This is a genomic window from Streptomyces sp. NPDC021225, assembly GCF_044332865.1.
GTDB lineage: Bacteria > Actinomycetota > Actinomycetes > Streptomycetales > Streptomycetaceae > Streptomyces.
The window spans coordinates 14730-36389 of record NZ_JBIRPV010000020.1 but is presented as its reverse complement, the minus strand read 5'-3'; the positions used below and the strand labels follow the sequence as shown (position 1 = coordinate 36389).

The 21660-nt window shown below is 69.3% G+C and carries 19 protein-coding genes, 1 tRNA gene and 1 riboswitch; of the genes, 8 read left to right on the top strand and 12 right to left on the bottom strand.

All coding sequences use genetic code 11. The annotated features are described in order from the left end of the window. Positions 1 to 25: 25 nt before the first annotated feature. Positions 26 to 98 (top strand) — tRNA-Lys (locus ACH4S9_RS44840). 738 nt (positions 99 to 836) lie between these two features. On the opposite strand, the gene ACH4S9_RS44835 is transcribed toward ACH4S9_RS44840, so the two are convergent. From ACH4S9_RS44835 to ACH4S9_RS44825, 3 genes are all read right to left on the bottom strand, one after another. Then, complete coding sequence (locus ACH4S9_RS44835) at positions 837 to 1256, bottom strand: hypothetical protein (protein WP_398377357.1); 420 nt, start codon at positions 1254 to 1256, stop codon at positions 837 to 839. A 212-nt stretch (positions 1257 to 1468) separates the two neighbouring features. Further along, the gene (locus ACH4S9_RS44830; RefSeq protein WP_398377356.1) at positions 1469 to 2005 is read right to left on the bottom strand and encodes a hypothetical protein; all 537 of its coding nucleotides are present in this window, start codon (positions 2003 to 2005) and stop codon (positions 1469 to 1471) included. A gap of 254 nt (positions 2006 to 2259) precedes the next feature. Further along, positions 2260 to 2721 carry a hypothetical protein gene (locus ACH4S9_RS44825; protein WP_358848586.1) on the bottom strand — a complete coding sequence of 154 codons (462 nt, stop codon included), beginning with the start codon at positions 2719 to 2721 and terminating at the stop codon, positions 2260 to 2262. 442 nt (positions 2722 to 3163) lie between these two features. Here ACH4S9_RS44825 and ACH4S9_RS44820 point away from each other — a divergent pair, with 442 nt between their 5' ends. The 4 genes from ACH4S9_RS44820 to ACH4S9_RS44805 all read left to right on the top strand — a co-directional run bounded on the left by ACH4S9_RS44820 (position 3164) and on the right by ACH4S9_RS44805 (position 8030). After that, on the top strand, positions 3164 to 3943 hold the full coding sequence (locus tag ACH4S9_RS44820; protein WP_398377353.1) for a DUF6227 family protein: 780 nt from the start codon (positions 3164 to 3166) through the stop codon (positions 3941 to 3943). Between the two features lie 115 nt (positions 3944 to 4058). Further along, positions 4059 to 5306 carry a PP2C family protein-serine/threonine phosphatase gene (locus tag ACH4S9_RS44815; RefSeq protein WP_398377351.1) on the top strand — a complete coding sequence of 416 codons (1248 nt, stop codon included), beginning with the start codon at positions 4059 to 4061 and terminating at the stop codon, positions 5304 to 5306. A 274-nt stretch (positions 5307 to 5580) separates the two neighbouring features. Beyond that, positions 5581 to 5719, top strand: a riboswitch (cyclic di-AMP (ydaO/yuaA leader). Positions 5720 to 5730: 11 nt separating this feature from the next. Beyond that, entirely contained in the window at positions 5731 to 6894 is a 1164-nt protein-coding gene (locus ACH4S9_RS44810; protein WP_398377349.1) for a M23 family metallopeptidase, read from the top strand. Positions 6895 to 7070: 176 nt separating this feature from the next. Continuing rightward, positions 7071 to 8030: an aldo/keto reductase gene (locus ACH4S9_RS44805; RefSeq protein WP_311729087.1), complete on the top strand. Its 960-nt coding sequence runs from the start codon at positions 7071 to 7073 to the stop codon at positions 8028 to 8030. A gap of 76 nt (positions 8031 to 8106) precedes the next feature. On the opposite strand, the gene ACH4S9_RS44800 is transcribed toward ACH4S9_RS44805, so the two are convergent. Continuing rightward, positions 8107 to 8430 (bottom strand): hypothetical protein, encoded by a 324-nt coding sequence (locus ACH4S9_RS44800; protein ID WP_311729086.1) that lies wholly within the window; start codon positions 8428 to 8430, stop codon positions 8107 to 8109. Positions 8431 to 8543: 113 nt separating this feature from the next. Continuing rightward, positions 8544 to 9020: a hypothetical protein gene (locus ACH4S9_RS44795; RefSeq protein WP_398377347.1), complete on the bottom strand. Its 477-nt coding sequence runs from the start codon at positions 9018 to 9020 to the stop codon at positions 8544 to 8546. 150 nt (positions 9021 to 9170) lie between these two features. Here ACH4S9_RS44795 and ACH4S9_RS44790 point away from each other — a divergent pair, with 150 nt between their 5' ends. After that, complete coding sequence (locus ACH4S9_RS44790; protein WP_398377345.1) at positions 9171 to 9533, top strand: hypothetical protein; 363 nt, start codon at positions 9171 to 9173, stop codon at positions 9531 to 9533. Between the two features lie 5 nt (positions 9534 to 9538). Here the strand turns inward: ACH4S9_RS44790 and ACH4S9_RS44785 are convergent, their stop codons facing one another. Together ACH4S9_RS44785 and ACH4S9_RS44780 are read right to left on the bottom strand one after the other, a co-directional pair. After that, entirely contained in the window at positions 9539 to 9766 is a 228-nt protein-coding gene (locus tag ACH4S9_RS44785; protein WP_398377344.1) for a DUF397 domain-containing protein, read from the bottom strand. Beyond that, on the bottom strand, positions 9766 to 10608 hold the full coding sequence (locus ACH4S9_RS44780) for a helix-turn-helix transcriptional regulator (RefSeq protein WP_311729081.1): 843 nt from the start codon (positions 10606 to 10608) through the stop codon (positions 9766 to 9768). Before ACH4S9_RS44780 ends, ACH4S9_RS44785 begins: the two co-directional genes overlap by 1 nt. Positions 10609 to 10829: 221 nt before the next feature. Between ACH4S9_RS44780 and ACH4S9_RS44775 the strand changes: the two genes are divergently transcribed. After that, positions 10830 to 11495: an ATP-binding protein gene (locus ACH4S9_RS44775; protein ID WP_398377342.1), complete on the top strand. Its 666-nt coding sequence runs from the start codon at positions 10830 to 10832 to the stop codon at positions 11493 to 11495. Here ACH4S9_RS44775 and ACH4S9_RS44770 read toward each other — a convergent pair. After that, positions 11471 to 14611: a DUF3427 domain-containing protein gene (locus ACH4S9_RS44770; protein ID WP_398377340.1), complete on the bottom strand. Its 3141-nt coding sequence runs from the start codon at positions 14609 to 14611 to the stop codon at positions 11471 to 11473. The two genes, ACH4S9_RS44775 and ACH4S9_RS44770, sit on opposite strands and share 25 nt — an antisense overlap. 154 nt (positions 14612 to 14765) lie before the next feature. Here ACH4S9_RS44770 and ACH4S9_RS44765 point away from each other — a divergent pair, with 154 nt between their 5' ends. Beyond that, the gene (locus ACH4S9_RS44765) at positions 14766 to 15860 is read left to right on the top strand and encodes an MrcB family domain-containing protein (RefSeq protein WP_398377338.1); all 1095 of its coding nucleotides are present in this window, start codon (positions 14766 to 14768) and stop codon (positions 15858 to 15860) included. 54 nt (positions 15861 to 15914) lie between these two features. Here ACH4S9_RS44765 and ACH4S9_RS44760 read toward each other — a convergent pair whose 3' ends face one another. The 4 genes from ACH4S9_RS44760 to ACH4S9_RS44745 all read right to left on the bottom strand — a co-directional run bounded on the left by ACH4S9_RS44760 (position 15915) and on the right by ACH4S9_RS44745 (position 21320). Then, positions 15915 to 17378: a PrsW family intramembrane metalloprotease gene (locus ACH4S9_RS44760; RefSeq protein ID WP_398377336.1), complete on the bottom strand. Its 1464-nt coding sequence runs from the start codon at positions 17376 to 17378 to the stop codon at positions 15915 to 15917. Positions 17379 to 17441: 63 nt separating this feature from the next. Further along, positions 17442 to 18290 (bottom strand): tRNA (guanosine(46)-N7)-methyltransferase TrmB, encoded by an 849-nt coding sequence (gene trmB / locus ACH4S9_RS44755; RefSeq protein ID WP_398377334.1) that lies wholly within the window; start codon positions 18288 to 18290, stop codon positions 17442 to 17444. A gap of 138 nt (positions 18291 to 18428) precedes the next feature. Next, on the bottom strand, positions 18429 to 19634 hold the full coding sequence (gene lhgO, locus ACH4S9_RS44750; RefSeq protein WP_311729069.1) for an L-2-hydroxyglutarate oxidase: 1206 nt from the start codon (positions 19632 to 19634) through the stop codon (positions 18429 to 18431). A 252-nt stretch (positions 19635 to 19886) separates the two neighbouring features. Then, complete coding sequence (locus tag ACH4S9_RS44745) at positions 19887 to 21320, bottom strand: MFS transporter (RefSeq protein WP_311729068.1); 1434 nt, start codon at positions 21318 to 21320, stop codon at positions 19887 to 19889. Between the last annotated feature and the right edge of the window lie 340 nt (positions 21321 to 21660).

The window sequence follows — 21660 nt, the reverse complement described above, 5'->3', positions numbered from 1 at the left end:
CGGCCGAGCTATGCTGCGGGGGTGCGGGTCATTAGCTCAATTGGCAGAGCAGTGGACTTTTAATCCATTGGTTCAGGGTTCGAGCCCCTGATGACCCACGTGGCGAACCGCAGGTGTGCACCGCTGACCTGCGGTTTTCGTCGTTCTCGGCACATGGTGCCGCCCGCCTGCGCCCGAACGGACGCCGCCCCGCGGCGCTCCGCTCAGGCTGATCGGCGCGCTCGGCGACGGCCGGCGCACGGGTCGGGAGGGAGCCGGCTTGCGCCGAGCCGTGTCCACACCCTCACCGGTCCCGCGGTGTCCCGGCACGAACGGGCCCGTCGGGCCCGACGGGCTCCACTGACTGCCGGTGAGCACGGGGATCGACGTTGGCGGCATTCTCGACGCGAATACCGTGAGCAATGTCAGGCCAAGTGACCAACAACACTGTCGTCGGCGGAAGTCGCCGGTAATCGCGCCGTTAACTTCGAGGGCGGCGGCGGGATCACCGTCAATGGCGCGAATATCGCAATGAATTCCGGTTCCATCAGCGGAAATGCATCCGGAAGCCAGGGCGACGGTTTCGGCGGTTTCGCCGACTTCGGCGGCCGGTCGCTTGTGCAATCCGTCACCGTAGTCGACCAGATGACCGCGAATAGGTCAACGGCGGCCAGGGCGGCGGTATTTTCGTGGTCGGCGGAACTGCGAAGCCGCAGGGGAGCACCGTGACCGGCAATACCCCGGACACCGAACGGGCGCTGCCCCGGAAGGAATTCCTTCCGGGGCAGCGCCCGTTCGACCGGGAGGACGGTGCCGCGGGTCCCGCCTGGGCGGATCCCGCGGCACCCGCTACCGCATCAGTAGCCGTGGCCGCGGTGGTTCTTCTTGTTCTTCTTGTGCTTGCGGTTCTCGTGCTCGCGCTCCTCCTGCTGGACCGCGATGTTGGCGCACTTGCTGCCGATCTCCTGGTCGCCCGTCGGGGCCACGCCGGCGACGTTGGCGGTGATACCGGTGCGGGTGTCGCAGTCGTTGGCCTGGATCGCGGCACCGTTGTTGCTGGCGTTGACGCAGTCGGAGCCGATCTCCTGGTCACCGGTCGGCGCAAGGATTCCGACGTTGGCGGTGATACCGGTGCTGGTGTCACACGAGTTGCTCTGAATGCCGCCGTGCGAGCCGAGCAGGGATCCGAAGCCGTGAGCGCTCGCGGCCCCCGTGGTGCCGATGACCATCGCGCCGGCCGCAGCGGCCATGAGAGCGGCCTTCTTGCCAATCTGCATTGGTTGGTGCCTCCATTTAGGTTCTCCGCGAATTCCGCAGACGCCTTAACAACGAAGGCATTTGGCGAAGGATCCGGGGCCGGTCGCAGCTTCACCCGTCCGCCGCAGTAAGGATATCTTCGCAGCTTCTCCCGCATGGCCCGCCCATATAAACGCGGCCCCCGGCGGGAGTTGTCCGCCGGGGGCCGTTGCGCGAGGCCGTCAGGAACTCTTCATCCGGAACGGCTCCCGTTCTTACGCTTGCCGTTCCCGTCTCCGTCTCCGGAGATGTTGGCGCAGTGGGTCTCGTCCGAGACCTTCGGCCCGGGAGCCAGCGGCGAGATCGTGATGGGCCCGATGGCGGAGTTGGTGTCGCACTTGTTGCTCTGCTTCAGCACTCCGCCGTTCTTGCTGATGTTGATGCAGTTGGTCCGCCTGGTGATATCGGACGACCCCGCGAGACCCAGGTTGATGGTGATGGGTCCGATGGCGGAGTTGGTCCGGCACCGGTTGCTCTGCTCCAGCACCCCCGACTCGCTGCGGTTGACGCAGTTGGTCTCGGTCGAGAGGTCTCCCGTCGGAGCCAGACCGACGATCGAGATGGGCCCGAGTACGGAATTGGTGTCGCAGCGGTTTTTCTGGCTGCCGCCCCCGCCGGACGAGGGATGGGCGCCCGAGCCGTTTTCGGTGGCGTCGGCGGTGCCCGCGCCGCCGACGGCCAGCGCACCGACCGCGGCCAGAAGCAGCGCGGTCCTCTTGCGCCTGTGCATAGAGCCTCCAAATGGGTTCTCGACGGTTATCCGCGAACATGTGACCAACGAGGAGCGGTCGGCGATGGGTCTCCGGGCCGCCGCACCTATACCCGTCCGGCGCATTAGAGACATCGTCAGTCTGCGCTGGCCGATTTCCTCTCGCAACGCCAAGGCGGCCCCGGACGAAGTGGTGTCCGGGGCCGCGATGTAAGCCAGAGGTGTGTTCACCCTGTTTTCCTCATCGGGGAGAACACAGTGAGCGGGGCATGGAATCAGCCGCCGTAGCCACCACGGCGCTCGTGGCCGGACTTCTCGTCGCGGCGCTCCTCGCGGCGCTCCTCACCACGCTCCTCGCCGCGCTCCTCACCACGCTCCTTGACAACGACGGCCCTGGGCTCGGAGATGTTGGTGCAGCTGCTGCCGATCTTGTTGTCGCCGGTGGCGCCGAGGCCGGCGACGCCCGCGATCACGCCGCTGCTGGCGTCACAGTCGTTCTCCTGGAAGGCGACGCCGCCCTTGTTGATGTTGGTGCAGGCGCTGCCGATCTCGTTGTCGCCCGTCGGCGAGGCGATGGCGAGGTCGAGGATGAGGCCGCTGGAGGCGTCACAGTCATTGACCTGGACGCCGCCAATACCGCCACCGCCGCCGCCGTAGGCGGACGCGCCGCCGGCGCCGACGAGCACGATCGTGCCTGCGGCCGCAGCCAGGAGAGCTGCCTTCTTTACGATGTTCACTTAATTCCTCCCGGTGGGTGTCTGCCGCGGAATCGCGGACATCGACGTCAACGAAGTAAATCTGCAAAAGCTTCGGGCTGGCTTTCACCTTCACTCGTCCGGCATAATTAGTCCCTCCTTTGCCTCGCTCGCCTTGCGGCTTCAGTGAAAGAAATGGGCCGGTCGGAGCACAGGTGAGAGGTGGGGGTGAAGTCCTTTATGCGAAATGCGAAAAAGGCCTCGTCAACCCCGTCCGGTAGCGGAATCCCCCCGTCCGGGTTGTTCGACGGGCCGAACGAGTGATATATCCGAGCATCCCGACGCAGGACTGAGTGAGGTACGGCCCACAGACGGCTTCGCCCGAACCGCACGCGCGTCCTGTGTTCGCGCCGCTACGGTAAGTGCGCGAGGAAGTCGCCGGGGGGACGGCGAGCGGACGGCCGGGAGGCGGGAGGAGACAGACATGGGGCACTCACGAGCGGGCGCGGGTGGCGGCGGGCCCGCCGAGCATCTGGACGGGCTGCTCGCCCGCGCGCAGAACGGCTTCGAGATCGACGAGGCGGTGCTGGGTCGGGCCCGCGACGCCCTGATGCACCAGTCCGAGCTGCGTTCCTGCCGGCAGTGCAACGAGCCCTCCGGCCCGCTCGGCTACAGCACCTACCGCCATATCTTCCTGCTCCCCGACGGCAGCAGCCTGCTGCTGTGGGAGCTGGAGCACAACACCGGCCAGGACCACCGTCCCCTCTTCGAGCTCTACGCCGACGAGGACGCCCTGGCCCTGGCCGAGCGCCGGGTGCACGAGCGCATCGGCGGCGCCCGCTGGGACGAGCTGGAGGGGTTACCGCTGTGGCTGCCCGAGCAACTGCTGCACGCGGTCGCGCCGGTGGAGACCCCGCGCGCGTACGTGGCCGACAACTCGGCCGACCACGCCCGCCGCGTCCTGCGCCGCGCGGAGAACCCCGACCGCCCCGGAACGGCCACCGAGCAACTGCTCTCCACGGCGTTCGCCCATGACATCGCCCTGGCCCCGAAGCCGCGCCGCCGCTCCGGCGGCCCCGACGCCACCTGGTGCCGCTTCTACGAGCACGCGTTCCTCCTGGCCGGCGGGGACGAGATCGTGCTGTGGGAGCTGGAGCACAACCTGACCGCCGACGGGCGGCTGGTGTGCGAGGTGTATCTCGACGAGGTCTCCGCCGAGCTGGCGGCGGACCGCCACGCCCGGGCGCTCGGCGTTGACCTCTGACTTCTCCCGCGCGCACCCACCTGGCCGACACCGACTCGCACGCCGCCCCGCCGACCCGGAGCCTGGTGGGGTGGCGTAAGAGGAGCAGAGGACCAGGGGAAAGCGAGAGCGACCGGTGCGGGTGCGAGGGAGCAGGGCTCGTACGGGCGCCCGTACGAGCCCGCTCGAGGGACCGCGTACAAGGCGGCGTACGAGACCGCGTACGCGACCGCGCGCACCCGGGCGCGGGGAACCGCGCGCGGACGGGCCCCGCGCGGGCGACGAGGCGCCCGGGGGCGCCTCAGGCCGCCGCTTCGCGCCCTGGCTCCCCGGCATCCTGATCGCGGGCGGGATCGCCTTCGACCTCGGCACCCCGCCCCAGTACACGGCCGCCCCCTTCCTCGCCGCCGCCCCGCTCGTCGCCGCTCCGTTCTACTCGCCGCGGCTGACGGCCGTCACCGCGGCCGTAGCGGTCACCGCCGCCTGCCTGCTGGCCGAGTTCCACGGCGTCGGGGACTGGGCCCAGGCGGCCACCGAGGTCGCCACCGTCGTGACGGTCGCCCTGCTGGCCCTCCTCACCAACCACGTCATCCACCGCGGCGGCCGGCGGCTGGCCTCGGCGCGCGGCATCGCGGAGGCGGCCCAGCGCGCCGTCCTGCCCGCGCCGCCCGCCCGCCTCGCCGGCCTGGACGTCGCGGCCCGCTACGTGGCCGCGGAGCGCGATGCCGCGATCGGCGGCGACCTCTACGCCGTGCAGGACACCCCGCACGGCGTACGGATGCTCATCGGCGACGTACGGGGCAAGGGGCTGGGGGCGGTCGAGGTGGTCGCGATCACCATCGGCGCCTTCCGGGAGGCCGCCGAGCAGGAGGCGACGCTGGAGGGGCTCGCGCTGCGCCTGGAGCGGGCGTTGCAGCGGGAGCGGGCCCGGCGGGGCGACATCGAGCAGTCCGAGGGGTTCATCACGGCGGTGCTCGCCGAGATCCCCCGCGGCGACTCCCTCCTCCGCCTCATCAACCGCGGCCACCCGGCGCCTCTCCTGCTGCACGCCGACGGCTCGGTGTGCAGCCCCGAGCCCGAAGTACCGGCGCTGCCGCTGGGGATGGGCGACCTGGGGGCGTGGCCGGACCGGGTGGAGGAGCTGCCGTTCGCCGAAGGGGTGACCCTGCTGCTGTTCACCGACGGCGTGAGCGAGGCGCGCGACGAGCGGGGCGTGTTCTACGACCCGGCGGTCCGGCTGCGCGGCCTCGGCTTCGCCGGACCGGTGGAGTTGCTCGACGCGTTGGTCGCGGACGTGGAGCGGCACACGGGCGGCGGGACCGCGGACGACATGGCGCTGCTGGCGCTGCGCCGCTCCCCGGTGACGCCCGGCACCGCGCCTTAACACGCTCCGTAGCGGACCATGATCATTACGGATAACGATTGACGCACGATCAGGTCGAGGGCGTTTCCGGGTGCGCTTGGACGGCCGCCGACTCGCCCTCATCTGTCCCATGTTCGGCGTTAAGTTCACCTCAAAGGTTCCTCTGATTCCCGGGAACGGCTTGGAATCAGGTCACGCCTTCTATTAACGTTCGATAACGCAGCGCGGTCGTCACAACCGCCGCAAGAGGCGGCACCGCGCGCCGTCGCCGAATCCCGCACGCACGGCAGCACCCAGCAGCAGAGCGACAACAGCAACACCAAGGGAACCGGGGAACCACCAACCTTGGGGTGAATCGGGTCGAACCTGACCCGTAGGAGACCTTCCTGCTCCGAACCCGTCAGCTAACCCGGTAGGCGAGAGGGAAGGAAAGGAGTGCGCCCGCGTGGCGTCCAACAGGTCTGCCCTTGAAGAAGCTCCGACCCGCCGGTCCGGTGTCGACACCGGTACCGGGACCGCGGTCCGCTACGGCTCCTGGTTCGAACCGGCCGCCAAGGCGGGGGCCGACCAGGACACCGAGACCTGGGAGGAGTGGAATCCCACCGAGGAGTCCATAGCCCCCGTACGCGGCAAGCACCGCGTCCCCAAGCAGCGCGGCGGCACCATGGCCCGCAGCGGCGCCGTCCTCGGCGTCGGCGTGATCGCGGCGGTCGGCGCCGGCGGGATGGCGACCGCCAAGGACCGCCCCAAGGCCCCCATATCCATGCCGGACCTGGCGCACGTCGCCGGTCAGGTGCAGGACGCCCTCCCCGACGCCAAGGACCTGCCCGGCATCGGCGCGCTGTTCTCCGACTCCGGTTCCGACTCCGACGGCTCCACCACCGCCACCCCCCTCTCCACGGCCGGCCTGACCTCCGAGGACGAGGAGAACGGCGCCACCGACGCAGGCGAGGCACTGCGCGCCCGCATCCTCCAGCAGGCCGAGAACCAGCAGAACGCCGCCGACGAGTCGCAGCGCGACGCCGCGGCCGACGCCGCCGCCAAGCAGGCCGCCGAGAAGGCCGCCACCGCTGCCAAGAAGGCCTCCGACGCGGAGGCGAAGCGCAAGGCCGAGGCCGAGGCCAAGAAGAAGGCCGCCGAGGCGGAGGCCAAGCGGAAGGCGGAGGAGGCGGCCAGGAAGAAGGCCGAGGCCGAGCGCCTGGCCAAGCTCGCCGCCCAGTACACCCTGCCCGTCGCCTCGTACACCCTGACCGCGTCGTTCGGCCAGGCCGGCGACATGTGGTCGGCCGACCACACCGGCCAGGATTTCGCCGCCCCGACCGGCACCCCGGTCAAGGCGGTCCACGGCGGCACCATCACCTCGGCCGGGTGGGCCGGTTCGTACGGCTACCGCATCGTGCTCAAGCTGAACGACGGCACCGAGATCTGGTACTGCCACCTGTCGTCGATGGTCCGTACGTCGGGCTCGGTGACGACGGGCGAGGTCATCGGCCGCGTCGGCGCCACGGGCAACGTGACCGGCCCGCACCTCCACCTGGAGGTCCGCCCGGGCGGCGGCAGCCCGATCAACCCGATGCCCTGGCTCCGCGACCACGGCCTGACCCCGTGACCGCCGCGCTCCCGTCCCCGCAGGCCCTATAGACCGGTCCGACCGGTCCGGCCCCCGCACCCCGGCGGCCTTGGCGCTCTCTCCCCCCTTGACGCCAAGGTCGCCGGTTTTTTTCGCGAGGGTGAACCCGCTCAGGGATGGGAATACGCCCTTCCGCCACCGCGCTGAAATAACGCATGGCTGACAACAAGCAGACCGACAACCGCAAGCAGCTCGGGGACCTGTCCGTGTTCCCCCTGTCACTCGGTGGGAACGTCTTCGGCTGGACGGCGGACGAGGCCGAGTCCTTCGCCGTGCTCGACGCCTACGTGGCGGCGGGCGGCAACTTCATCGACACCGCGGACGTCTACTCCGCGTGGGTGCCGGGCAACTCGGGCGGGGAGTCCGAGACCATCCTCGGCAACTGGTTCGCCTCCCGGGGCAACCGCGCCGACATCGTCCTCGCGACCAAGGTCGGGGCCGGTGTCCCGACCCCCCGCGGCCTGTCCGCCGCGGCGATCAAGACGGGCGTCGACGAGTCCCTGAAGCGTCTGCGCACCGACTACATCGACCTTTACTACACGCACTACGACGACACCTCGGTGCCGGTGGAGGAGATCATCTCCACGCTGGACGAGCTGGTGAAGGCGGGCAAGGTCCGCCAGATCGCGGCCTCCAACATCTCCGCCGAGCGCCTCGAGGCGTCCCTGGACTTCTCGGCGAAGGAGGGCCTGGCCCGCTACGTGGCCCTCCAGCCGCACTACAACCTGGTCTCCCGCGACACCTTCGAGGGCCCGCTCGCCGATGTCGCCGCCCGCCACGGCGTGGCGACCGTCCCGTACTACGCCCTCGCGTCCGGCTTCCTCACCGGCAAGTACCGCCCCGGCGCCAAGGTCGACAGCGCCCGGGCCGAGGGCGCGGCCAAGTACCTGGACACCGAGCGCGGCCAGAAGGTCCTCGCCGCCCTCGACGACGTGGCGGCCAACCACGGCGCCCAGCACGCGACGGTCGCCCTGGCCTGGCTCGCGGCCCAGCCGACGGTCGTGGCCCCGATCGCGAGCGCGCGTACGGTGGACCAGCTGCCGGCGCTGCTGGCGGTGGCGGAGCTGAAGCTGACGGCGGAGGAGCTGGCGCTGCTGACGTCGGCGTCGGAGTAAGGCCGCGGCTTCCGCAGAGCACAAACGGCGGGGAGGCCCTGACGCCTCCCCGCCGCACAGAAGCTCATCACGCCCCTCAGGACTGGGCGGCCGCCCCGGCACTCCGCCGATCGGCGGCGGCCCAGGACGCGGCGGCGACCCCGCCGGCCACGGTGAGGACGGACGGCCAGGCACCCAGCTTCTTGGCCAGCGGATGCGACCCGGCGAAGGCCGCCACGTACAGCCCGCTCAGCGCCGCGGCCGTCCCGGTCCCCGCCTTCTGCCGCCACCCACGCGCGGCCACCACCCCGGCCGCCGCCAGGGCCACCCCGCCCAGCTGCCGCTTCTTGGTCCAGCGCGCGACCCCGTACCCGCCGACGAGCCCGCCCGCGGCCACCACACCTGCCGGAATTCCGGCCATGACCTCTTACCTCCACTGTGAGGGTCCAGTGCCTCGACCCTATGCCCGGCGCGGCGGCCGTACGCGCCGACGAGGTCATGATCAAGCACCGACTCCGCAACAGCTCCGGGCCACTACCTCCCCACGCGCCAACTGAGCACGGCGCGCGGCCCGCTTCCCCCGGACAGCCTGGTGCCGAAGGCCCCGCCGCCGTCCGTGCTGAAGCTGTTCATCCCGCTGTACGGAACGCCGAAGGTGAGCCGGGTCGCGTGCCCATTGCGCCAGCTCGCGTCGCAGTTCTTCGCCGTGTACTCGACACTGCCCGCGACCCCCCGGAGCGACCCTGCCCGGGACCGCGCCGTGAACCCGCCGTCCTGCCCCTTGCCCAGGGTCGCCGAGGGCCGCTTGACGAATTTCCCCGCCGTCAGCCCGTAGTCGGTGCGCACCAGCCGACACCCCGAAGCGTTGTGCACACGCACCTCGAACCGGCGGCCCCGCGCCTCCTCCCGCCCCCCTTCACCGACCGCCACCGCGGACCCGCAGACGGCGGCCGACACCGCGACCACCGCCCCGGTCACCACAGCTGCGGCCCAACGCGTCAGTGTCCTCATGGCGGCCTCCTCCTCATGTCACAGGTGCCACCACGATGCCGACCCCCGCCGAAACCCCACCGGACCGACACGACCCCCTGCCCCGCATGGCGGTCAGCGGGCGGCGGCCCGCGCCCCGTATGTCGTTTCGTCTGCCCCTACGCTCGACGCATGGGCGTATCCCTCTACTACCAGGGGCGCCGACCGACGCCGCTGACCGAAGCCGAGGGAGCCGAGGTGGCGCGCATCGCCGCCACCCGCCAGGCGACCTTCCCCTATGAGGACGAGGAGACCCTTTACCTCTACGAAAACGACGGTTGCGGGCCGGGCGAGATCCTGGCCGGATCCACCAAGATGCCCCACGACCCCGACCGGCTCATGCCGGTGCTCGCCCACCTGCTCGACTCCGTGACCGAGCTGCGCCGGGCCCTGCCGGATGCCGAGTGGCGGGTGCACATGGACGACCTGGACATCCCGTGGGATGAGGATGAGGGCTACGCATCCTCTCTGCTGTACGAGCCGCCACTGTCCTAGCCGTCCTAGCCGAGCTGGACGCCACCCGCCGCCTGCCCGCGACGCATGGCCGCGACGAAGTCCCCCCAGGCGCAAGCCGAGAACGCGAGCACGGCGCTCTCCGGATCCTTGGAGTCCCGTACGGCGATGCCACCTGTACGGAAGGCTGCTTCGACGCACTCGGTCTGTCCGGCGCCGCTGTATGAGGACTTGAACCAGGCGTCGCCTGCGACGGATATCGGCACTTCGCGCATCAGAACTCCTCACGGACGCGTTCGATGAGGGCGGAGGACGAAGCCATGTCCAACGCCTGGGCGCGAAGGTAGTCGAATGCGCGCCGGTAGCGCTCCAACTCTCCGTCTTTCTCCATAAGGATCGAGCCGACGTGGATATCAACGTACACAACGTCGAGCGAGGGCTCCGCGCCGCCGAGGATCACAAAGCTTCCCATCGCCGCCGAGTGAGCCCCCTTGGCGAAGGGCAGCACTTGTAGCGTGATGCCGGGAGATTCGTTGGCATGCAGCAGGTGATCAAGTTGTTCCCGCATCACATCAGGGGAGCCGACCACCCGCCGGATCACCGACTCGTCGAGGATGGCCCACAGGTGCGGTGGCTGTGCGCGGGTCAGGATCTCCTGCCGCTTCATACGGAGATCGACCAGGCGCTCGACCTCCTCCGCTGACACCCGCATCTCGGATGCGTGCTGCACAGCCTCCGTATAGCTGCGTGTTTGTAGGAGGCCCGGCACATAGAGGCACGCAAAGTGGTCTTCCCGGACGGCTTCGTCCTCGAGCGTGAGCAGGAGGTTCATCGTCTCTTCGAGGCCGTCGAAGGAGCTCCACCAACCCTGCTGCTTCGCATCCTTGGCCAGGCACACCACGGCCTTGCGCTCGGCGTCGCTTGCCCCGTACTCACGGCATAAGGCGTCCACGATGGGCCATTTCACGGGCCCTTCCTGTGTCTCGTACCGACTGACGGTCGCCTTCGAGACGCCGACGAGCCGACCGGCCTCCTCCAGCGTCATCCCCTTGCGCGCCCGGAACTTGCGCATCATGGCGCCGAGCTGACGGCGGCGCGTAGTAGCCCGCACTGACATGGCGGCTCCCTCTCCCTCTGCACTGGCCTGCGACTGCGACCAGCGGCAACCAGGCTATGAGTCATGGAAGTTGATGCCCCAGCAGATTCACTCTTCCGAGTTTTGTGAGAAGTTACATGGTGAGACTTCTCAATGCCATACTCGCAGAGTGAGGCTACGCAGCGCAGTCGTACGGACACGGCTGGGCGCAGCGCTGACGTAGCGCCCGAGGGAGTGTGGCCATGTACCGCTTCTCAGTCACCAAACCCGACCAACGCCGATGTGTCCTCCCCTTCAACGCCGAGCCGCCTCAGCTCGCCGGGCTCCGGCGAACCGTGAGAGCGCAGCTCGCTGCCTGGGGGATGTCGCCACTCGTCGACGAGGCGCAGCTGGCCGTCACGGAGCTGGCCTCGAATGTCATCAAGCACGTGGGGGAGGGCACCGCAGCCACCCTCGTCCTCGACGCCGGAGCGGATCAACTCCGCGTGGAACTCCACGACAAGAGCCATCACGAACCTCAGTGGCTTGCGTCCGGATGCGATGCCGAATGCGGCCGTGGCCTGCACCTGCTCGTCGGCGTGGCAGCCGCATGGGGCACGATCCGGACCGCTGCGGGCAAGGCCGTCTGGTGCGAACTAGCCCTGCCGCCGGACGAGAATCGGCGCCGCATCCAGCGTGCAACGACCGTGATGGAGACCTACGGCCGCGCCGTCGACCTCCCGGCGGCGCGGCTTCCTCGTCGGGCCGTCCTGGAGGAGTCGACCACCAGCCTCATCATTGATCTTCTGCACTGGGTTGTGGCCCAAGGGCTGGATCCGGACGACATCCTCGACCGCGCCCAGATGCACTTCGAGGCAGATCTGCCAGCGGCCCGCGCATCCGCTCATCCAGCTGCGATGGCCGAGTAGGTCCAGACGTCGGCGGGCAACTCGTGCTTGAGTCGCCAGACGATGCCCATGGGCTTGCTGCCTTCGTGGGACTCGTACTCGGCCGGGCCGAGCAGCATCCACGGCTGTGGCCCGCCGATGTCCGTCTTCTTGTAGCGCCGTACGAAGAGCAGGACCTGTGTGCCACGCTCCTTGTGCTGCTGATAGCGCAGGCCCGTGGTAGACGCGTCGGACGTCTGGTTCTGCGATTCCCAGTGGAAGCGCTCTGGGCTCATGGCGTAGTCCTTGTAGCGCGTCTGTGGCGAGAAGTCCTTGTCGTCCTTTTCAAGCGTGATCAAAAGCGCATCGGTCTTGAACCCCTCGCACCACTTCACGCCTTCCCGGAAATGCCCCGGCAGGGAGCCGCCGACATCGGCCTGGCCGAGGGCGGGCAGGATCTCTTCGCGACTATACGAAGCATGGACGGTCAGCGGAATCGTGCTGTGCTCGCCCAGGAGCGGAATCGGGTAATGGTCGGTGCGCTCCAGGTTGTAGGCAAGGACCTGGCGTAGTTCGCTTCGGAATGCCTTCTGGCAGCGCAGTGACTCGAACCCCTCGGAGTAACTTGCAAACTCTCCGCCAAGCGGCCATAGGGAGAAAAACAGCATCCGGGCATACGCCTGTCCTGCGGCGTCGAGCGAGTCGTACGAGGGGGCGTCGTCGGCCAGCATGCGGCTGTAGGCGTCCACGCGCTGTGGGTCGTCGACGTGCAAGAACGCCGACACACGCTTGAGGAGTTGCTCCTCACCCTCGGGTGCGTCGTCGGTGAGCAGATTGGCTCGCCGGAGGAGGCGGGTCCAAGAGTTGTTGGCCCGGTAAAGCTCTTTGAGCTCGCGCTGGCTCTCCTGTAGGTATGCGCTAAGCCGGGGCTCGGCGTACGCGGCGACCTCTAGCGTTAGCTGCCGTATGTTGACGTTGATCTGGCTCCGGATGTTGTCGAGGATCCGCTCTTTTGATTTGCGGTCCAGGATGATCTCGCAGCCGGAAGGGAGTTGCGGGAAGTCATGCTCGATGTGCTCGGCGAGTCGGTTTCGCGTGAAGTTTGTCAGCGCGCGGAACTGGTCCTCGAAGCGGAACTCTTTGCGATGCTGCCCAATGAAGTCGAGCACGGTGAGTACGGCCTTGTCTGGCGTACGGCGCAGCCCACGTCCAAGTTGCTGGAGGAACACCGTGGCGCTGGAAGTGGGGCGCAGCAGCAGAAGGGTGTCTACATCGGGGATGTCGAGCCCTTCATTGAGCAAGTCCACGGAGAAGATGATTTGTAGTTTGCCGTCCCGCAGGTCGGCGAGGGCCTGGGCACGCTCGGGGGCCGGGGTGGACCCGTCGAGGGCTGTGGCGCGGACACCGGCCACACGGAAGCGGTCCGCCATGAAGTGAGCGTGCGCCACGGAGACACAGAACCCCAGCGCCCGCATTGAGGCTGGATCCGTCACCTTCTCCTGCACGGCCTTCACGATGAGACGCGCACGGGCGTGATCTGCGGTGTAGAGCTGGCTTAGCTCCCCCGTGTCGTAGGCGCCTTGCTTCCAGGTGAGCCCTTCCAGGTTGGTGTTGTCGGCAATGCCGAAGTAGTGGAAGGGGCTGAGGAGGTCGTTCTCCAGCGCTTCCCACAGCCGCATCTCGGCGGCGATGTGCCCATCGAAGAACTCGTCTTGGACGTTCCGGCCATCCGCGCGCTCGGGTGTGGCGGTGAGCCCAAGGAGCTCCATCGGCTCGAAGTGATCAATGATGCGCCGGTAGGTCCGAGCAACCCCATGGTGGAACTCGTCGATGACCACCACATCGAAGTGATCGGGGGCGAGGTGCTCCAGTGAGCGGGCATTGAGAGACTGAACGCTGGCAAAGACATGTGTCCAGTCCCGTGGAACCTCCCCGCCGACCAGCAACTCCCCGAAGTTCGCGTCTACGAGCACGTCTTGATAGGTGCGAAGCGACTGCTTCAGGATCTCCTGGCGGTGAGCGACGAAGAGGAGGCTGAGCGGACGCCCTTCACGTTGCTTCCGTAGAGCCCGGTAGTCCAGGGCAGCCATGACGGTCTTGCCGGTGCCCGTGGCCGCAACGAGCAGGTTGCGGTGTCGGTCGTGGATATCGCGCTCGATGCGAAGACGTTCCAACATGTCTTGTTGGTGCGGATACGGCCGTACCTCAAGTCCGGAGAGGCTGATTGCGTGGGTGTCGCCCTGTTGCTTCCCACCGGCTAGGAGGAGCGCTTCCTGCAACCTGCTGCCATCGTTGGTGGGGTCGTAGGTCTCGAAGGCGGGCTCGCTCCAGTACGAGTCGAAAGTGGCCTCGAACTTCTTCAAGACGGCCGGCGTGGCTATGGAGGACAGGCGGACGTTCCATTCGAGCCCGTCGAGAAGAGCTGTCTTGGAGAGGTTGGAACTCCCGACGTAGGCGGTGTCGTAGCCGCTGTTGCGTCGGAACAACCAAGCTTTCGCGTGGAGACGGGTGGAGCGCACCTCGTAGTTGACCTTGACCTCGGCGTTGAACTCCTCGGCGAGCCGATCTAGGGCTCGTCGTTCCGTGGCGCCGATGTATGTCGTTGTGATGACGCGGATCGGCACGCCGCGATCGCGGGCTGCGGCGAGCGACTCTTCCAGAACCCGGAGACCGTGCCACTTCACGAAGGCGCAGAGCAGGTCGACTCGGTCTGCGGTTGCCAGCTCGGCGCGGAGCTCGAAGCCGAGGTTGGGGTCCTCCGGGGAGTTGGTGATGAGGGCCGTCTCCGAGAGCGGGGTGGCCGGTCGTACGGCGTAGACGCCCGGTGCCTGCTGCTCGGCGATGGCGATCAACTGGCGGGGGCCGTCCGCGATGAGATCGACCCACTGCTTGGCCCCGTCGATCGTGCTGATGGATTCGAGGATGTGGTTGGCTGCGGTGACCTGCTCTGCGGGCGGCAGGGTGAGGAAGATCTGTTGGACTGTCTCGGCGATGTGGCGGGCGAGCACGTGAGGGGAGGACTGCTCCCCGACCGTTTGCTTGATGGCCCGCCACGTGTTGGTGTCCAGCGCCTCAAGTTGGGCTTCGAGTCGAGACGTGATCAGCCGCTCGTACAAGCCTGGCGCAGGGCGTGTCGGGTCGTGGAAAGCAGCGGTCATGACAGGGCCCCCTCAACTCATCAGTCCATGTGGTGTTCTACCAGCCACCTCCGACGATCGAGGCGATTCGAGGGAAGACACGCCACATGGTGCGCGATGACCAGAGTTGATCGCTAACGGTCACTGTCGGTCGGGTGGTGCATAGTTTCTGAGCATGGGCATACGTGATCTGCTCCTTGATGTTGCTAGTACTTACGACGCAGGTGCGAAGAACGCGAACGGGGTGCCTGCCCAAGATCGCCTTCGAGCGGTAGGGGGCGAGTGGGCGCACATCGTGCCGGTGGGTTTTGAGGCTGAGGGCAATGGCGGCAGCGGCGGTGCAAGCAAGACTCCGTGGATCGGCGTGTACGACCGCGACATCAACCGCGACCCCAAGAAGGGCCTCTACCTCGCCTACATTTTCGCTGAAGATCTCAACACGGTGACGCTCACCCTCCAGCAGGGTGTGACGTCGCTCGCGGGTGAGTTGGGCACGGGGCAGAAGCGCCGCGATTATCTAGAGAAGAGGGCGCAGGCTCTGCTCGCGGGGCTCCCGGACGAGCTTGTCGACGGCTGGCGCGTCCGGCCCGACTTCAAGTCCAAGGTCCATCGGGCGCGTTCGTACGAGTCCGGAAGCGTCGTGGCGAGGTGCTACAGCACGGCCTCCATGCCGCCCGAGATCAACTTGCGCGAAGATCTTTGGCACATGGCTGAAGTCCTTCAGCATGCAGCGGCGGTGGAGAAGGAGCTCAACGGCGCGGAGACGTCAGGCGGGCCGGAAGTTAAGGGCTCAAGGAAGAAGCCACACGTCGAGTTTCAGGGCCTCGATGGGTTCCGGCCGAAGGACGGCAGCGACTACGTCGCGCGTATCCCGAAGCGGACGATCATCAAGTTGCGCAGCCATGAGGTGCTCCTCGAGGCCTTTAGCCACTATGTCAACGAGCGAGACTTCGTGCCCATCAACAAGGCCACGCATCCCAAGGACCTCGTCTTGCGGAAGGACGGGATCGAGTGGCTGGTGGAAGCCAAGACGGTGAAGCGCGGAAACCCCACCAAGGCGGTCCGCGAGGCCGTGGGGCAGCTCTTCGAGTACAACCACTTTCTGTATGAGCAGGAGGGGCACCCCAAGCCGCACTTGCTCGCGCTCTTCACCGAAGACATCGGAGCGTATGCGGCGTACCTCGAAGGGCTTGGCATCGCTTCGATTTGGAAGACTGTCGACGGATGGGCGGGCTCGGAGTCTGCCGCTACCTGGGGATTTGTCGACTAGCAGGAACGGTTCTCCAGCGTGCGACTGGCAGCCGCTATGGCGGCTACCCAGGCGTCACGGCTGACCCTGCGGCCGCGGCGGCTGGCCGGCCGGGGGCCACGCGGGGTAGCCGTAGGGGCCGGGCGGGGCGTAGGTGGCCTGGGGGGAGTGCCAGTACGGCGGGGGCATCATCCCTGGGTGCGGCCCCGGGATGGGGCGGCGGGGGAGGGGGACCGAGAGGGCCGCGTGGGCGAGGGCCGGTTGGGCGGTTTCGCGGTGTTGCCAGAGGCGGTCCAGGAGCTCGCGCTCGCGGGTGGTGAAGTCGGGGCCCGCCGTTCCGAGGTAGGCGCGGTGGCGGAGGAAGGCGAGTGAGGTGGCGGTCGCGGTGTAGTCGGCGACGACGCGGGCGGCGGCCGGGCCCTGGGCGCGGCGGGCGAGGTCGCGGGCGATGCCTCGGGCGCGCATGGAGGAGAGGGCTATGGGCTCGGGCGGGGTGAGCCAGCCGGCGGCCTGGTAGGCGGGGAGCTGGGCGCGTATGGTGCGCAGCTGCTTGTTGCGGGACCAGATGACCAGCCAGATCAGCAGGCCGAAGACGGGGACCATGAAGAGGGCGTAGACGGCGAGGAAGCCGTAGCCGCCGAAGGTGGCGGAGCCGTTCCAGAGGCCGTGCAGGACCATGGCGCCCAGCAGGGCGGCGATGGGGACGAGGACGCGGCGCGCCCGCTGGTGCTGGGCGGCCGCGGCGGCGATGCCGAAGCCGATGCCGGTGGCGGCGGTGAAGAGGGGGTGGGCGAAGGGGGACATCACCGCGCGGATGAAGAAGGTCGCGGCGGTGGTGGAGCGGATGCCCGAGTAGCCGAACTCCTGGTCGCTGACGAAGGCCGTGCCGAGGTACAGGATGTTCTCGGTGAAGGCGAAGCCGGTGGCGGTGATTCCGGCGATGACGACGCCGTCGACTATCCCGTTGAAGTCGCGGCGCCGGAAGAGGAAGAGGAGGAGGACGGCGGCGGCCTTGGCGCTCTCCTCGACGACGGGGGCGACGAAGGTGGCGCCCCAGGTGTCGGCGTCGGCCTGGCCGGAGGGGGTGGAGTCGGCGACGGTGGTCATGAGCCACTCGGTGGCGAAGCCGTTCGCGATGAGGGCGACGAGGGTCGCGGCGCAGGCGCCCCAGGCGAAGGCGAAGATCAGGTTCCGTACGGGCTCGGGTTCGACGCGGTCCATCCAGCGGAACGCGGCGATGAGCAGCGGTACGGGCAGGGTGGCCAGGCCCAGGCCGACCAGGAAGCCCTCGGTGCCGGTCTGCTCACGGACCAGCGCGAGGATGACCAGCCCGGAGAGGGACAGCAGAACGACCAGTGCCGTGGCGCGCAGGGACTTGTTGTCCCACAGCGCGCTCAGCCGGTCGCCCCAGGAGTGGCGGCGCGGTGGGTACGGCCAGTCTCCGGCCGGCGGCGCGGACGCGGGGTCGGTCCACGGCTGCTGTCCGTATGTCGTGGCCGGTGGGCCGGGCTGCTGGTGCGGGGGCGGGGGCTGGTGCACCTGACGACCCTAACGAACGACGGAAAGGCGGACCGGAGGATTATGCCCAGGCGCTAAAGGGCGCTATGTGTGCTTGCGGCGGAAGATCAGATCGTGGACGACATGGCCCTTCTCCAGGCCCTGGCCCTCGAACTTGGTCAGCGGGCGGAAGTCCGGGCGCGGGCTGTAGCCGCCGTCGGGCTGGGTGTTCTCGAAGTGCGGGTCGGCGGTGAGGACCTCGAGCATCTGCTCGGCGTACGGCTCCCAGTCGGTCGCGCAGTGCAGCAGCGCGCCGGGGCGCAGCCGGGTGGCGACGAGGGCGATGAACTCGGGCTGGATGAGGCGGCGCTTGTGGTGCCGCTTCTTGGGCCAGGGGTCCGGGAAGTAGACGCGCAGCCCGGAGAGGGAGGCGGGCTCCAGCATCTCGCGCAGCAGGATGATCGCGTCGCCGTTGGCCACCCGGATGTTGGAAAGGTTCTTCCGCTCCGCGAGAGCGAGCAGATTGCCCTGGCCGGGGGTGTGGACATCGGCGGCCAGTATGCCGGTGCCCGGGTCGGCGGCCGCCATCTGGGCGGTGGCCTCGCCCATGCCGAAGCCGATCTCCAGGACGACCGGCAGGTCCGGGTCGCCGAACAGCTCGCCGAGGTCGAGGCGGGAGAGGCCGTCGATATCCAGGCCCCACTGCCCCCACAGGCGGCGCAGCGCATCGCCCTGGCCGAGGGTCACCCGGCCGCGGCGGGGGCGGAAGGAGCGGATGCGGCGCTCGTGGTGCGAGCCGGCGGGGTCGGCCACGGGGCCGCCGGGGAACATCGGCTCGGAGCGACGGTCGCGCGGGGGCGGCAGCGTGCGCTCGGCTCGGGGCTCGGGGGCGGTGTGGCGCCCGGCGGTGTGGTTCTCGGCGACGTGGCTCTGGGCGGCGTTGTTCTCGGACACAGTGCTTCGATTCTACGGGCCCTGGCGGTACGGCCCCGGAGTGCGGGGTTCTCGGGACGGGCCGGGGGCCCGAGCCGGTCGCCGAGGCCGTCAGGGACCGGGCCCCAGGGCTCGCGGCCCGGTGTCCGGTGTCCGGTGTCAGAGGTGGTCCAGCACTCGCCGCGCGACCTCCCGGCCGATCGGCAGGGACGCCGTCGCCGCGGGCGAGGGCGCGTTGAGCACATGGACGAGGCGGGGGGACTCCTTGATCAGGAAGTCGTCCACCAGCGTGCCGTCGGGCAGCACCGCCTGGGCGCGCACGCCCGCCGGGGCCGGTATCAGGTCGTCGGCCGTGACATCCGGGAGCAGCCGGCGGACGGCGTCGGTGAAGGCGCGCTTGGACAGCGAGCGGCGTAGCTCCCCCGCCCCGTAACGCCAGTGGCGGCGGGCTATCTGCCAGGAGCCGGGGTACGCCAGCGTCCCGGCCAGCTCGCGCGGGTGGACCGTGTGCCAGGCGTAGCCCTCCCGGGCGAGGGCGGGCACCGCGTTGGGCCCGATGTGGACGGTGCCGTCGACGCCGCGGGTCAGATGGACGCCGAGGAAGGGGAACGCCGGGTCGGGGACGGGGTAGACCAGGCCGCGCACCAGGGAGGCGCGCGAGGGGACCAGCTCGTAGTACTCGCCGCGGAAGGGGACGATCCGCATGCCCGGGTCGTCGCCCGCCAGCCGGGCGACGCGGTCGCAGTGCAGACCCGCGCAGTTGACCAGGGCCCGGGCCCGCAGCACCGACCCGTCGGCCAGACGGACCGCGACCGCCGAGGGGCGCCGCCCGATGGCGCGCACCGCCGCTCCGTAACGCACCGACGCCCCGGCGTCGCGCGCGAGGCGGGCCAGCCGGGCCGCCACGGCCTTGAAGTCGCAGATGCCCGTCGTGCCCACATGGATGGCGGCCAGGCCGCGCACCCATGGTTCGTACTCCGCGAGCTGGGCGGGGCCGAGCTCGCGCACCGGGATCCCGTTCTCCCGGCCGCGCTGGACGAGGGCGTGCAGCCGGGGCAGCTCCGCCCGCTCCGTCGCCACGATGAGCTTGCCGGTCACCTCATGGGCGATGCCGTGCTCGGCGCAGAACTTGACCATCTCCGCCGCGCCCTGGGCGGCGAACCGCGCCTTCAGCGATCCCGGGCGGTAGTAGATGCCGCTGTGGATCACGCCGCTGTTCCGCCCGGTCTGGTGGCGGGCGGGACCGGCCTCCTTCTCCAGGACGGTCACGCGGGTGCCGGGCGCGGCGCGCGTGATCGCATACGCCGTCGACAGGCCGACGATCCCGCCCCCGACTACCAGCACATCGCAGTCCAGCGCTTTCACGTCACATCACCTCCCCGCACCACGCACAGTCCACTCACTCGACCGTCGAGTAACTATCATGACCCGCGCCACTGACAACCATCCGAAACCCCGGTCATCGGCGACAGGGCACCCGGACGCCCGGCCGGGGTCAGGTGATCATGCCACCAGAGCCGGAGCTGGGCCCGGGCCGGTCCCAGAGCGGCCCCCAGAGCGGCCCCCAGGGCGGCTCCCAGGGACCGGACCCCGAACCGGGGCCGAGGCCGCCAGCCGTCACGCCGGCGCCATCAGCAGCGGACGCGCCCGCTCCCGCAGTTCGGCCACGCGCGGCTCGTCCCGGTACGCCTCCAGACGGTGCATCAGGTCCCGTACGTACTCGGTGGTGCGCGCCGACGAGATGCGGTTGGCGACCTCGACGGCACGGGCGCCCGCCGCGCACGCCGCGTCCAGATTGCCGGACTCCAGTTCGGCCACGGCGGACACGACGAGCCGCAGCCCGTGGGAGCGGACGAACTCCTCGGTCGGTCTGGCCAGCGCCTGCTCGGTGAACCGCCGCACCTGGCGCGGCAGTCTGAGGTCGCGGTAGCACTCGGCGGCGTCGGCGGCGAACCGCTCGTGCGAGTAGAAGTCCAGCCAGGACGGGTCGGGGTCGCCCGACCGGGACCGCTCGAGCCAGCCCTCGGCGGACTTCAGCGCCGCGCCGCAGGCCGGCCCGTCCCCGGCCTTGGCCTGGGCGCGGGCCTCGACGAGACGGAAGAAGCTCATGGTGCGCGCGGTGGCCAGGCCGCGGTTGCGCTCCACGGCGGCCTGGGCCAGGTCCACGCCATCGTCGGCGAAACCTCTGTAGGTGGCCTGAAGGCTCATGGAGGCCAGCACATAGCCGCCCAAGGGGACGTCGGCCGCGGCGCGCGCGAGCCGCAGCGCCTGGATGTAGTAGCGCTGGGCGGCCTCCTGCTGGCCGGTGTCGAAGGCCATCCACCCGGCGAGCCGGGTCAGTTCGGCGGTGGCGCCGAACAGGGAGCGGCCGACCTCGTCGCTGTACGAGCCGAGCAGCAGCGGCGCCGCGTCGACCCGCAGACACTCGGGCACCATCGACGAACGCCAGTCGCCGCCGCCGTACTTGGAGTCCCAGCGGCGCGCGTCCTCGGCGGCCTCGCGCAGCTTGGTGACGTCGCTATGGCCGACGCGCTGCGCTAAACCGTCCAGACCGGCGCTGCTCTCGGCGTCCTTGGGCTCGCGCGCGACCGACGGGTCGGCCGGGGTTATGAGCCAGCGGGACGCCGGGGTGGCATATGCGCTGACCGCGAAGGATCCGGCCAGACTCTGCCAAATCCCGCCGCCTCCGCGCCGACCCGCCAGATCCAGCCGGTAGAGCTCGGTCGCCGAGCGCACGGCCTGAGCGATGTCGCGCGGGAAGGCGAGACCGACCTCGGGCGCCGGATCGGCGTCGGCGAGCCCGATCTCATGGAGTGGTACGGGCCGCCCGAGTTTGCTCCCGATCGCGGCCGCAATCAGATGGGGCGCGGCGCCTTGGGGCACCATGCCCTTCGAGACCCATCGGGCCACGGATGTCTTGTCGTAGCGAAGCGTCAGGCCACGCTGGGCTCCGAGGTCGTTGACTCTGCGCGCCAGCCCAGCATTGCTGATCCCCGCGAGGGCGAGAACGGTGCCGAGCTTCTCGTTCGGCCCGCGTGGCTCTCTGGTCATGCGTACCCCTCGACAGCGCGGACGGCCGCCCCGGCATAGGCACGGGGCATTCGTAAACCCAGCGTAGTTCGCCGCATCCCGACCGTTAAGAGGTGGTGTCCCGGATGGCGAGATTCTTGTACGAACGGGCGTGCGGAGCGTGGTACGTGCTCCTGTTGTGTGTGGCTGTGCGCCCGTCCGTGCGCTCTGTCTCAGGGTTCGCGAGGACGTTTCGATGGGTCCTGCGTGGGTCGGCCCGCTGGACGGAATCCAGTGGGCTGGGGGACGCCGCCGCCTCATTCCCCGCGGGCGGCGGAGCGGTCCGGGAGGCGGATGCCGCCTCCCGGACTGTCGTGCCGTC